Below are 11,871 nucleotides of genomic sequence, written 5' to 3'. Positions count from 1 at the left end.
CTGAAGATCTTTTTATGCGCGCCTTTGTAGAAATCATCGGGTCTGAGAATTTCAATAATGTCAAACAGGCTGTCATTATTGATAAAGATGGCGGACAGAAGCGAGGCTTCTGCATCTGCATCATGGGGTGGGGTGCGGTTAAGCAGGTGATCTGATTTAACGGATTCTCTTTTTGCCATCACGGGTCTTTAAAAAATACCTGCAGACCCCATATAACATCAGGTCTGCAGGCATCGGAACTAGTTTTCCTGTTTTTCTTCGGCAACAACCGTTACGGTGATTTCCGGTTCCACATCCTTATATAAACGGATGGGGACTTTGTATTCACCAGTTTCCTTGATGGGCTCTGCAAGCAGAATGCACCGGCGCTCAACGTCAATATTCTGTGCATCCAGGGCATCCTTGATGTCATGGGTGGTTACAGAACCGTAAAGATAAATTTCCTCACGGACCTTGGCTTTGATTTTGATAGCAACTTGTTTGACTTTTGCTGCCATCTCTTCGGCGATCTTTCTTTCTTTGGCAATCTGAAGTTCAAGTTTAGCGCGGGCTTGTTCCATCACCTTGCGGTTGGCAGGGGTGGCAAGAACCGCTTTACCCTGGGGCAGCAGATAGTTGCGTCCATAGCCTTCTGCCACCTTGCACTCAGTACCTGCTATACCCAAAGTGTCGATGGTTTCCTTTAATATTACTTTCATTGTAAACCTCCAATCCGGCCGCTGTTTTTTACGGTCCGGCATAGTTTTATTTTCGTGATGCAGAAAGTTTCCTGAAATCAATCCAGTTGTCAAAAAAACCAAGACCAATGACAAGGATTAAAACGTACACCTGTACGGCAATCAGAAAATAACAAAATCCTTTCAGCGCCATGGGTGTTTTTTTTTGTTGAAAAAAAAAGGAGACAACTGCAATTCCTTGAAAAAAATAAACAAGCATTAAAACGATCAGGCAGTTGATGCCAATGGTTTTCACAGGGTCTGACGGAATCATCAGTGCCGTTGCACAGCCGATAACTGCCCAGACCAGCATGTCCGGCGCTTTATAAAGATTCAGGTGTGCAATGCTTTTGATCATGATCCCCTTGCGCGCTATCAGTTTCCTGATAATCAGGATGTTCATCCACAGGGTTGTCATAAAGGAGACCATAAACATGGCCGGCATGACAATCATCATGGATGATATCAGCTTTTGGGTCATGTCCGGATCCATTCCGATCTCAGGAGAGAGCTGCTTGGCAATACTCAAAGACTGATTCATGTAATCCGTCATTATGACGGATAATGTCCGTCCCTGGCTGATGGCGTAGACCATAAGCGCTGCAAAGATAACGCCTGCAGCCATTAAAGAGGTCAATCCCATGGTTTTTTGAATACTTATATGCCGTTCAAGGCATTCTCCTAAAACCATACCGGTTGCCAGGAGCAGTCCAAAGTAAAGTGTGTCAAAAGCAACGCCTTTGGCCATGAGCACGAGTATAAAAAAGCTTATCGCTGCAATCAGAAGACCGCTGTTTCTGCCAAGCTTAAGGCGGTAAAAAAGAACCGGCAGGGGCAGAAACAGAAGAACAAATACGCCAAGAAGGGGAAACACAAACACCACACCATAAATCAACAGACAGAAAATAATGCCTGTTAAAGTTTCCCTGATGAAAATCGGGTGTGTGATGGATAACGGCATATGCCAAAAACCTGTGAAAACCTTTTTTGTTTTAATTTAAGGGGCGTCCCACGAACGGCAGAAGCGCAATCTGCCGGGCCTGCTTGATGGCCAAAGTCAGCTTGCGCTGATGTTTGGCACAGGTCCCGGTGATACGGCGGGGAATGATTTTGCCCCGTTCAGTAATGAATTGCTTGAGTGCTTTGGGATTTTTATAGTCGAGTTCCATGGTGCTGTCCACGCAGAACCTGCAAATTTTCCGGCGCTGATAGAATCTGTTTTTTCCGCCGCCTCTTTGACCTTTATACATAAGTGATCTCCTTTGTGCTTGAATTATTCCTTGGATTCTTCGGCAGGTTCAGATGTCTCTTGGGATTCGGTCTGTTGCGCATCATCCTGATCATCTGCATTATTTTCATCGGTATCGTTTTTTTCTTCCGCGTCCGCGTCGTTTTGATCTTCTTCCTGGGGTGCGGCTTCTGCAGCTTTCTTGGCGGCTTCTTTAAGCGCTTCAGCTTCTTGTTTAAGAGCTTCTTCAGTGACGTTTTCCGTGATAAGGATGGTCATGAATTTCATGATAAGATCACTTAAGCGAAAATTTCTTTCAAGCTCTGTGACAAGCGCTCCGGTTCCGCCGTAAGTCAGGCAGACATAATACCCGCGCAGTTTCTTTTTGATCTCATAGGACAGTTTCTTTACGCCCCAGTCATCAAAGTTCAGAATAATACCATTTTCCCTGTCAATGATATTTTTGACTTTTTCGAACAGCTCTTCACGGGCCTGATCTGACAGGTCAGGATCAGAAATGAATACGGTTTCGTACTTCCTCATTTTTCCTCCTTGTGGATATAAAGCCCCGGATCAACCTTATGATAGAACCCGGAGCAAGGATAAAATAATTATGCTTATTGTTCAGCTTAGGACAATAAAACCATTCCCTATATCATTTCAGATGTATGTGGTCAATATAAATATCTGATTTTGACAGGGTAATCGAATGTAACTTGCCAGTGGTTTGATGTCAATTTCGAATGGTCCATCCGAATAATAAATATTGAGTACTATTTTTCTAAGGGGATTGATGGACCTAACAAGTAACAGACTCTGGGCTTCTGAATCCATCATTGGATTCATGGAGGTAGTACCTGCGGATTTCATGGCTCCTCTCCACTTCTGTAAGCGTTTTAGCCGGAAAAAACCATTGCCATATAAATTTTTTTCCTGCATTTTTATATTTCTTCTCTATACTATCAAACATAAAGGCATCATCGTACTTAGTATCTGCTGATTTTCTATAATTATCACCAGGATATTGTGATCTTATTTTATAGAAAATTAGCAGATACTACATAATCACTTGTTTTTAGCGTGCCTACATTAAAGGAGGGTACATCATATGACAGATAAAAAGATTGTGTTCCTTTCTCATATTTTTGAGGAAAGAGAGCTTGCAATACACTTCAAGTCGCTGATCGAAGATAGCTTTCTTGATTTGATAGACGTTTTTGTGTCTTCAGATGACCGAAGCATAGGTCTCGGCCGAAAATGGCTTAACAACGATATCACGCATGCACTTAATGGATGCACGGTCGAACTTGTTTTGTGCAGCCCCGTTTCAGTCAAAAGACCTTGGATAAATTTCGAGGCTGGCGCCGCCGGGTGGATAAGAGGCATTCCTGTCGTGCCACTTTGTCATTCAGGCATGGAGCCCGGCAAGTTACCTGTCCCGCTAAATCTCTTGCAGGCAGGCAAACTTACGGAGACTTTCAGTCTAAAATTTGTTTTCCCTGTGCTGGCAAATGCATTGGGCTCCAGAACCCCCAGGGTAGACTTCTCTGCCTTCATACAGAACGCTGTTGATTTCGAAAAGAAATACACTTTCTGGAATAGTTGCAATAGTGCTTTTCAGATAATCAACAATATAAATCCTCAAATAATAGACGCTCTTCGAAATCAGAACGTAGTATCCCTCACATGCAGCCGGACACGCGACCAAGCGGTGCAACTCTTTTGGCGTTTCGTGTGGCTCCTTGGTCGCGTGCCGCTGATGTGCAGTGTTCTCGGCGGCTGCGCCGCCGAGAATCGCGGTGCTGACGCAGTCAGCACCGCGATTGGGAGCCACAAATATGAATAGTCCATCCTGTACGAGAAGAGATTTTTTGATTCGCGTTGCCAGCACCCTGGCAACGATATCTGCCTTATCTGTCGCAAGCGCTGAAAGCGAGCCTGCTTCCCTCGCCGATATTGAGACGAGAGTGGGCGGACGAGTAGGCGTTTTTGCTGTGGATACGGCAAGCGGCAAGGTATTGGCACACAGGCCGGATGAACGCTTTGCCATGTGTTCGACATTCAAGTGGGTGCTTGCAGCAACCGTTTTTGCACAAGTGGAGCGCAATTTGTTGTCACTCAGCAGCCGTGTTTTGTACGGACATGCTGATCTTCTGGCCTATGCTCCCGTCACAAGCGAGCATGCTGCGGAAGGCTCCATGACCGTGAGCGATTTGATCCGTGCTGCAATTGTGGTTAGTGATAATACGGCAGCCAATCTGCTGCTCTCTAAACTGGGTGGCCCGTCTGTTGTTACCCAGTTTGCTCGATCATGCGGTGATACTGTGACACGTCTCGACAGAAACGAGCCCACACTCAATGAAAACAAGGCAGGTGATCTCCGTGACACAACCTCACCTCGAGCGATGGCTACTTTAATGAGAAAGGTTCTGTGCGGGAATCGCCTTTTACCCGAATACCGCAATCTTTTGTTGCAATGGTTACGCGATTGCGAAACGGGCTATGATCGTTTGCGCGCCAACCTGCCCAAAGACTGGATGGTTGGCGATAAAACTGGCACGGGCGAACATGGCGCAGTTAATGATATAGCAATTGCTATTCCTCCAGATCGTTCTCCCATCCTTATTGCGGCGTTTTTAAGTGAAGGAAGCGCAGACCGTCCTGCTTTGGTCGCCGCACACGCTAGTATCAGTCTTCTGGTAAGGCATTATTTCGCATGACGACTGTCCTGCTACGCCCAACCCATCATTCCACCGGACCTGCGTGAAAAACCGCGCAGGCCGTTGAGTTCAAACGATTCTCGGCGGCTGCGCCGCCGAGAATCGCGGTACTGGACGCAGTCAGCACCGCGATTGCATTGAACATAGTCGGTGGATGTGCCAGTATTATGTGTCCTTTCGGCAAGCATGCGTGACTTATTTTTTCCCGGTGATATAATCCAGCCATATTCACTTGATCCATACCCATTTTTCAGTGATTAAGCTCAAGGTTTAACTCTCTTGAATAAAGCAGTTGCTCCATGAGATGCATGATTGAAAAAATGGCAGGTATCAGGTTGTACAAAATTACTGTATCTGAATTCAGCACAATAAATGATTGGTGGGCCGATACACCAGGATATTGACCACAAAAAATATAGTTTTGCCATAAATATCTTTTGCTATTTCGCCTGTCTTATGGCATCTAAAAAAGTTCAACTATAAATATAGATGTTTTTCGAAAGGAATTAAAATAATGGAGGAACGGTACATCCCTTTCCAGGTCGAGCCAAAATGGCAGGAATGCTGGAAAAATACCCGGCTTTTCAAAGTAGAAGAAGATTCGTCCAGGGAAAAATATTATCTGCTTGAAATGTTTCCCTATCCTTCGGGAAAGATTCATATGGGTCATGTGCGTAATTATACCATCGGAGATGTGGTGGTCCGTTACAAGCGCATGAGGGGGTTTAATGTCATTCATCCCATGGGATGGGATGCCTTTGGTATGCCCGCGGAGAATGCGGCCATTGACAACAATACCCATCCGGCGGCCTGGACCTATGACAATATCCGGGCCATGCGGGCCCAGCTTAAAAAAATGGGGTTTTCCTATGACTGGGACAGGGAAATTGCCACCTGCCGGCCGGAATACTACCGCTGGGAACAGTGGCTGTTTTTGAAAATGCTTGAAAACGGCATGGTCTACCGCAAGGAATCCTATGTGAACTGGTGTGAAAAATGCCAGACTGTGCTGGCCAATGAGCAGGTTGAGCAGGACCGGTGCTGGCGGTGCTCCCAGGTGGTTCAGCAGAAAAAGTTATGGCAGTGGTTTTTCAAGATAACCGATTATTCCGAAGACCTTTTGGCACATTGCGATCAGCTCCCGGGCTGGCCGGACAATGTCACCACCATGCAGAAAAACTGGATCGGAAAAAGCGTGGGCGCAGAGCTGGACTTTAAGGTGGACGGCAGCGACGAGGTGATCAAGGTGTTCACCACCCGTCCTGACACCATTTTCGGTGCCACCTTCATGTGTCTGGCACCGGAACATCCCCTGGTGGAGATCCTGTCCAGGGGTACGGACCAGGAGGCGGCCGTAAAGCAGTTTGTAGATAAGGTGTCCAGACAGGAGCGCTCTGCCGAAGGCATTGAAAAATACGAAAAAGAAGGTGTATTTACCGGCGCGTATTGCATTAATCCGGCCACTGAAGAACAGATTCCCGTGTACACGGCGAATTTTGTTTTAATGGGCTACGGCACAGGCGCCATCATGTCCGTACCCTCCGGTGACCAGCGGGACTTTGATTTTGCCAGAAAATACGGGCTTGAGGTCCGGGTGGTGGTGCAGCCGGACGGGGAAACCCTTGATGGCAGCACCATGACTGAGGCCTATACCGGCCGCGGCATCATGGCCAACTCCGGACAATTTAACGGCATGGACAGCAAGGACGCCATTGAAAAAATGGCGGACTGGCTTGAAGAATCAGGCATTGGTAAGCGCGCGATCTCTTTCCGCCTGCGTGACTGGGGAATTTCCCGCCAGCGGTACTGGGGTACGCCCATTCCGGTGATCCACTGCCCCTCATGCGGGGTGGTCCCGGTGCCGGAGGCTGATCTGCCCATTACCCTGCCCGAAAATGCCAATCTGCTGGAAAAAGGCGGATCTCCTTTGCCGACCCTGGACTATTTCGTCAGGACCACCTGTCCTGTCTGCGGCAGGGAAGATGCAAAAAGGGATACCGATACCATGGACACCTTTGTGGAGTCTTCCTGGTATTACCTGCGCTATTGCTCCCCCCGGTATGACAAGGGCATGTTTGATCCCAAAGCCGTGGCATACTGGATGCCCGTGGATCAGTATATCGGTGGTGTGGAGCATGCCGTGCTGCATCTTCTCTATTCCCGGTATTTCCTGCGGGTCCTCAATACCCTGGGGCTTGTGCCCTTTAAGGAACCCTTTACCCGGCTTTTGACCCAGGGAATGGTGTGCAAGGAGACCATGACCTGTCCCGGGCACGGGTACCTGTTTCCGGAACAGGCAGAGAAACAGGATGGAAAACTTGTCTGCACCCTGTGCGGCGAGGATGTGGATGTCGGACGTGTGATCAAGATGTCCAAGTCCAAGAAAAACGTGGTCAATCCCAATGAGCTTCTGGAAAAATACGGGGCCGACGTGACCCGGTTGTTCTGTCTGTTTGCCGCCCCACCTGAAAGGGATCTGGAGTGGAGCGAGGACGGTGTTGAAGGCAGTAACCGTTTTGTCAACCGGGTCTGGCGTCTGGCGTTGACCTGCATGGAAACCATTCAGGGTATTGATGCATATAAAGGGCCGGCGGATTCACTTAAGGCGGATCAGGCAAAGGAATTGTATATCAAGGCCAATCAGACGATCCAGAAAGTAACTGCGGATATTGAAACCAATTTTCATTTCAATACAGCTATTGCCGCTGTCATGGAGCTGGTCAATGCCATGTACACGGTTGAACTTGAAAAGGCGGATGATGAGTTGAAATCCGTGGTCTGGTTCTGCCTTGAAAATGTGCTGCTTTTGCTCAGTCCCATTATCCCCCATTTCTGTGAGGAGTTGTTTGCCCGGATGGGGAACAAGGACTCTATTCTTGAACAGCCCTGGCCTGAATTCAGAAAAGATTCCATGCAGACAGACGAGGTCATTGTTGTGGTTCAGGTTAACGGAAAACTGCGGGCAAAATTTCCCATGGGTGCCGACGCAGGTGAAGATGATATTAAATCCGCCGCCCTTGGGGATTCACGAATTATCAAGTATGTAGAAGGAAAAGAGATCCGTAAACTCATTGTGATTCGTAAAAAACAGACCCTTGTTAATATCGTGGTGTAATTTATGAAAAAATGTATTGCATGGCTGGTGGCGGCCTCGGTTCTGATGATTGGTCCGGGTTGCGGATACCGGCTGGAAGGCGGTGGCTTCATTCATAATGATGTCACCCGGGTGTCTGTGGCTATATTTGAAAACAAGAGTAGCGAATCCAGGGCCGGGATATCTTTTACCAACGAACTGATTCGGGAAATCACAGCAAAAACAGATACCATTGTTGTGGATGCTGACAATGCCACCCGCAAAATTACCGGCACAGTGCGATCCATCACCTTTTCCGCATTATCAAGATCTTCTTCGGAAGAGGTTACGGAAAGGGAGGTTACGGCCAAGGTGGATGTGGTGCTGACCGGGGCCCAAGGAAAGATTCTCTGGTCAGTGAAGAATTTTTTAGCCACGGAATCTTATCAGATGTCTGATAAAGTATCTGATATGACCGTGGATGATGAGGCTAATAAGCGGGAAGCGGTTGATCTCATTGCCGAGCGTGTGGCAGAACGCCTGGTCAGCCTAATGACAAACGACTTTTAAGTGCAGCAAGACGAACCGGCGACTGTTCCCTGTGCAGGGGAAAGCGCCGGTTTATGGCTTGGACCGGGTGTGCTTAAATGGTGCAAAAGCGCGCAACTTATGCGTTCGTAAACTTGAACAGTCTTGAGATCTTCCTTGAAGCAGTTTTTTTGTGAACAATACCTTTTTTAGCAGCCTTGTGAATGGCTGACTGGGTTTTTTTCATCAAATCCTCGGTATTTTCACCAGCTTCTTTAGCTGCACGAAGTTTCTTTTCAAGGGTTTTCAGGGAGGTTCTCACGGATTTGTTTCTCATCCGTCTGACCTGATTTTGTTTTGCGCGTTTTTTTGCTGATTTATGGTTCGCCAACTTGGTATAGCTCCTTCATAAAATAGAGAATTAAAATAATAAAACTGATATCAAATTCGATAAAATATATAAAATAGATACGCATGTCAAGGAAAACCTGTGGCCCATTTTATTAAAAAAGCAGCATTTATCAGCTTGATCACGCTGATTTCAAGAATACTTGGCATGATAAGAGATGCGGTGATTGCTTTCATATTTGGTGCCGGCATGGTTTCTGACGCATTTTTTATTGCATTCAGGCCCTTTGATTTGATTCGGAAAATGATGTCCGACGGAATTTTAAGCATCTCTTTCATCCCTTTATTTGCAGAACTATTTGCCCAAAACAAGAAAGACCAGGCTGCGGCCATGTTCTTAAATGCCCTGGTTTTTATATCCATTGCAGGGGCGCTTCTAGTCAGCCTGGGGATTTATTTTGCGCCTTTTCTGATAGAACTTTTTGCCCCGGGGTATTACCCGGGTTCCTATGCCCATACATTGTCCTGTCTGCTGTTCAGGATAATGATGCCCTATATGGCCATCATTTTTTTTGTGGCCTTGTCCATGAGCGTGCTCCATGCAAGGGGTAACTTTCATGTGCCTGCAGCCACGCCGGTTCTGCTCAATCTTTGTATGATCACGGCAGCTGTGCTTTTTTCCAACCGGTTCACGTCCAAAATTGTCGTCCTGGCTTTCGGGGTAACCGCAGGCGGCATTGTTCAGCTTGCCTTTCAAATGCCAAGTCTTGTAAAGCTGGGCATGTTTAATTTCAAGGCTTTTGTCCGGGGGCATCCCCATGTAAAAAAAGCCTTTATTACCCTTGGCCCTGCCATAATCGGGGCTGCGGCGTTTCAAATCAATGTGCTGGCGGCAGGACTCTTCGCGTCAACGCTTGATCCAGGTTCGGTTTCTTATCTTAATTATGCCGAACGTCTGGTTCAATTTCCTTTGGCTTTGGTGGCCTCTCCCGTTGCCACGGTTTTATTACCCATGCTCTGTGCACGGGCCGGTACGCGTTGCCTGGAAACCGGAAAACATCCCGGAAGGGTTCCTGGATTTGATTTTTTTAATCAAACACGGGAAACACAGGGCCTAAGCCTTTTGTTTGAGACCGGCCTGCGCATGGTCCTTTTTTTAATTATTCCTGCAGCAGCCGGCATCATTGCCTTAAACCGTCCTATTGTCTTATTGCTGTTCGGCAGGGGGGCTTTTGATCTGACTGCAGTGGATCAGACCGGCCAGTGTCTTGTCTTTTTGGTTCTTGGCCTTTGGGCTGTTGCCGGAACCCGGCTTTTTGTGGCGTTTCACTATGCGCTGTCCAATATCAGGCAACCGTTCATGGCAGGCATTGTGTCCATTGGATCCAATATTTTGCTGTGCCGGTTTTTGGTGGAGCGCATGGGGGTGACAGGACTTAGTTTGGCCGTATCCCTGTCCGCAGTGGCCGGATTTGTCCTGCTTGCCGCATCCGGGCCTTTGGGCATTCGAGGTCGCGCTGTACTGGTTTGCGCTTGCAGAGCGGTTTTTATGTCTGTTATAATGTATTTTCTGATTCGATGGATGTGCGGCTTCTGGTCTGATTGTTCCTGGATAATTCAGGCAACAGGCCTTGCTATCAGCATCAGTGCAGGGGCCGGCTGCTACTTGTTGGGGGCTCGTCTGACAGCGAATCCGGAAATGGCAATGCTCACAAGGATTTTTTTTAAAACAAAATGACCCGCATGGAAAAAATATGCCTTTACCTGGCCGTGGGAGGGGCGGTTATTCTTTTATTTATGTTTTTCTTTTCCACAAGCGGGGTCATGGACTATAATCGGCTTAAATCCAGGCAGGATCAGCTTGACGCCCAGTTTGCCATTGCCGTTAGTCAAAATTCAAAAATGGAAAAAGAGATACTCAAACTTAAAACCGATATTGAATATATTAAGCACCTGGCCAAACATGAGCATGAAATGGCTGCCCAGGATGAGCTGGTTTTCAAAGAGAAACCCAAAAATTAGAACCCCCCCAAATTAAGGATTGGACAAAGGATCTGAAAAATGACCCGTAATTTTGCGAGCTTAGCCCTGGCCCGCCTGTACGAGAAACAGGGATATATAGACGATGCCCTTGAAATTTACAGGGCAATTGATACAAGCCAAAGCCCTGATGCCAAGAATATCCTTGACACCATTTCCCGCCTTGAAGCCCAAAAGAAAACTGCCAATGTAGATTGTAAAGAAAACTTGAGAGAACCCGGCCAGGATGCTTTAAAGCCCGATCAAACCGGCACCAAAGAGGCCAGGATGGCCCATATGCTCGAAATATGGCTTAAGCTTATTGTCATGCAGAAACGGGTGGATATATTCAAACACATAAAAGCCCGGTTATGATTTTTAAGCGAGATATTCTGGGATGCTTTTTTCTTTTAAGTATCGGTGTGATGATAGGACTTGGCGTTAATGCGCTGTCTTTCACCGGCATTGCCCTTATGGGCCAGTGGGATCCGGATCAGGGTGTGGTTATGGCCGGGGCAAACAAGGCCCATGCTGTTGATGTTCTCCAGATCAGCAATCCCCTCAAAGTCAAACGACTGGTGGAATCCGGTACAATGATCGTGATAGATGTCCGCTGGCCGGAAATTTATGACCTGGGACATATTCCGGGCGCATTGAATTTCCCCTTGGGTGATTTTGAAGAAGAGAAAAAAGAGCTGCTGTCAAGAATAACCCCTGAAGATGAGATTCTGGTGTATTGTGCAGGTGTGACCTGCCACGATTCCCATACATTTGCCACCCATCTGGTTGAAATGGGCTTTGCCCATGTGGCGGTTTATGCCGGCGGGTTTGCTGAATGGGAGGAAATGGGATTTGATGTGGCCGGCAAAGGAACAGATCCATGAGCAAACTGTTCCGTGTCAGTCTGTTCCGTATCAGAAATGGGGCGCATCTGCCGTCCATGGATTTGGGCCGGCCAACAGGCATAATTGAATGGGCACTGCGTCTGTTTCTAGGATCGACCTTTATTTTTGCGTCCTGGCACAAAATCGTGTCACCTGATCAATTTGCCACAATTTTGTACGGCTATGCGGTCTTTCCCCATCAGTTTATTAATGTGTTAGCCATTGTCATGCCCTTTGTGGAGCTTGTCTGCGGGATCTCTCTGATCACCGGGTTGCTCAAACGTTCGGGCCTGTTATTGATTAATGCCATGCTGGTCAGCTTTATTTTTCTGATCAGCTTTAATCTGATACGGGG

Annotated in this window: 15 protein-coding genes; 9 read left to right on the top strand and 6 right to left on the bottom strand. The window is 47.3% G+C overall.

All coding sequences use genetic code 11. The annotated features are described in order from the left end of the window. From AB7U36_RS09485 to rpsF, 5 genes are all read right to left on the bottom strand, one after another. Positions 1–179 (bottom strand): DnaB-like helicase N-terminal domain-containing protein (locus tag AB7U36_RS09485; RefSeq protein ID WP_428159540.1); only part of this gene is annotated, 179 nt, incomplete at its 3' end. A 60-nt stretch (positions 180–239) separates the two neighbouring features. Continuing rightward, entirely contained in the window at positions 240–698 is a 459-nt protein-coding gene (gene rplI / locus AB7U36_RS09480) for a 50S ribosomal protein L9 (protein ID WP_428159539.1), read from the bottom strand. A 46-nt stretch (positions 699–744) separates the two neighbouring features. Beyond that, positions 745–1,677, bottom strand: coding sequence for a DUF2232 domain-containing protein (locus AB7U36_RS09475; protein WP_428159538.1), 933 nt, complete (start codon positions 1,675–1,677; stop codon positions 745–747). A gap of 31 nt (positions 1,678–1,708) precedes the next feature. Further along, entirely contained in the window at positions 1,709–1,966 is a 258-nt protein-coding gene (rpsR, locus tag AB7U36_RS09470) for a 30S ribosomal protein S18 (RefSeq protein WP_428159537.1), read from the bottom strand. A gap of 23 nt (positions 1,967–1,989) precedes the next feature. Further along, entirely contained in the window at positions 1,990–2,487 is a 498-nt protein-coding gene (rpsF, locus tag AB7U36_RS09465) for a 30S ribosomal protein S6 (protein WP_428159536.1), read from the bottom strand. Positions 2,488–3,052: 565 nt separating this feature from the next. On the opposite strand from rpsF, the gene AB7U36_RS09460 reads away from it, so the two are divergent. The 4 genes from AB7U36_RS09460 (at position 3,053) to lptE (ending at position 8,307) form a co-directional block, all read left to right on the top strand. Then, entirely contained in the window at positions 3,053–3,790 is a 738-nt protein-coding gene (locus AB7U36_RS09460) for a hypothetical protein (protein ID WP_428159535.1), read from the top strand. Beyond that, positions 3,783–4,664, top strand: coding sequence for a class A beta-lactamase (bla, locus tag AB7U36_RS09455; RefSeq protein ID WP_428159534.1), 882 nt, complete (start codon positions 3,783–3,785; stop codon positions 4,662–4,664). The genes AB7U36_RS09460 and bla overlap by 8 nt, the downstream gene beginning before the upstream one ends. A 514-nt stretch (positions 4,665–5,178) precedes the next feature. After that, positions 5,179–7,779 carry a leucine--tRNA ligase gene (leuS, locus tag AB7U36_RS09450; RefSeq protein WP_428159533.1) on the top strand — a complete coding sequence of 867 codons (2,601 nt, stop codon included), beginning with the start codon at positions 5,179–5,181 and terminating at the stop codon, positions 7,777–7,779. A gap of 3 nt (positions 7,780–7,782) precedes the next feature. Next, positions 7,783–8,307: an LPS assembly lipoprotein LptE gene (gene lptE / locus AB7U36_RS09445; protein WP_428159532.1), complete on the top strand. Its 525-nt coding sequence runs from the start codon at positions 7,783–7,785 to the stop codon at positions 8,305–8,307. A 97-nt stretch (positions 8,308–8,404) separates the two neighbouring features. Here lptE and rpsT read toward each other — a convergent pair whose 3' ends face one another. Beyond that, a complete protein-coding gene (gene rpsT, locus AB7U36_RS09440; protein ID WP_428159531.1) occupies positions 8,405–8,656 on the bottom strand; it encodes a 30S ribosomal protein S20 in 252 nt (83 codons plus the stop codon). A 99-nt stretch (positions 8,657–8,755) separates the two neighbouring features. Between rpsT and murJ the strand changes: the two genes are divergently transcribed. The 5 genes from murJ to AB7U36_RS09415 all read left to right on the top strand — a co-directional run. After that, positions 8,756–10,351: a murein biosynthesis integral membrane protein MurJ gene (gene murJ, locus AB7U36_RS09435; RefSeq protein WP_428159530.1), complete on the top strand. Its 1,596-nt coding sequence runs from the start codon at positions 8,756–8,758 to the stop codon at positions 10,349–10,351. Positions 10,352–10,356: 5 nt separating this feature from the next. After that, positions 10,357–10,635, top strand: a complete 279-nt coding sequence (locus AB7U36_RS09430; protein WP_428159529.1) for an FtsB family cell division protein — start codon at positions 10,357–10,359, stop codon at positions 10,633–10,635. Positions 10,636–10,674: 39 nt separating this feature from the next. Next, complete coding sequence (locus tag AB7U36_RS09425; RefSeq protein WP_428159528.1) at positions 10,675–11,007, top strand: hypothetical protein; 333 nt, start codon at positions 10,675–10,677, stop codon at positions 11,005–11,007. After that, positions 11,004–11,516 (top strand): rhodanese-like domain-containing protein, encoded by a 513-nt coding sequence (locus AB7U36_RS09420; protein WP_428159527.1) that lies wholly within the window; start codon positions 11,004–11,006, stop codon positions 11,514–11,516. The genes AB7U36_RS09425 and AB7U36_RS09420 overlap by 4 nt, the downstream gene beginning before the upstream one ends. Next, the coding region (locus AB7U36_RS09415) for a MauE/DoxX family redox-associated membrane protein (protein ID WP_428159526.1) at positions 11,513–11,871 on the top strand (359 nt) is incomplete at its 3' end. The genes AB7U36_RS09420 and AB7U36_RS09415, both read left to right, overlap by 4 nt.

The sequence above is a fragment of the Desulfobacter sp. genome (assembly GCF_050177295.1).
Note: the sequence above shows the minus strand (reverse complement) of the source record. Positions and strands in the feature narration are given on the sequence as shown.

Coding starts and splice junctions, on each gene's coding strand:
- AB7U36_RS09425 (WP_428159528.1), top strand. CDS start 10,675: ATGACCCGTAATTTTGCGAGCTTAGCCCTGGCCCGCCTGTACGAGAAA.
- AB7U36_RS09420 (WP_428159527.1), top strand. CDS start 11,004: ATGATTTTTAAGCGAGATATTCTGGGATGCTTTTTTCTTTTAAGTATC.
- rplI (WP_428159539.1), bottom strand. CDS start 698: ATGAAAGTAATATTAAAGGAAACCATCGACACTTTGGGTATAGCAGGT.
- rpsR (WP_428159537.1), bottom strand. CDS start 1,966: ATGTATAAAGGTCAAAGAGGCGGCGGAAAAAACAGATTCTATCAGCGC.
- AB7U36_RS09430 (WP_428159529.1), top strand. CDS start 10,357: ATGGAAAAAATATGCCTTTACCTGGCCGTGGGAGGGGCGGTTATTCTT.
- rpsF (WP_428159536.1), bottom strand. CDS start 2,487: ATGAGGAAGTACGAAACCGTATTCATTTCTGATCCTGACCTGTCAGAT.
- bla (WP_428159534.1), top strand. CDS start 3,783: ATGAATAGTCCATCCTGTACGAGAAGAGATTTTTTGATTCGCGTTGCC.
- leuS (WP_428159533.1), top strand. CDS start 5,179: ATGGAGGAACGGTACATCCCTTTCCAGGTCGAGCCAAAATGGCAGGAA.
- lptE (WP_428159532.1), top strand. CDS start 7,783: ATGAAAAAATGTATTGCATGGCTGGTGGCGGCCTCGGTTCTGATGATT.
- AB7U36_RS09475 (WP_428159538.1), bottom strand. CDS start 1,677: ATGCCGTTATCCATCACACACCCGATTTTCATCAGGGAAACTTTAACA.
- AB7U36_RS09460 (WP_428159535.1), top strand. CDS start 3,053: ATGACAGATAAAAAGATTGTGTTCCTTTCTCATATTTTTGAGGAAAGA.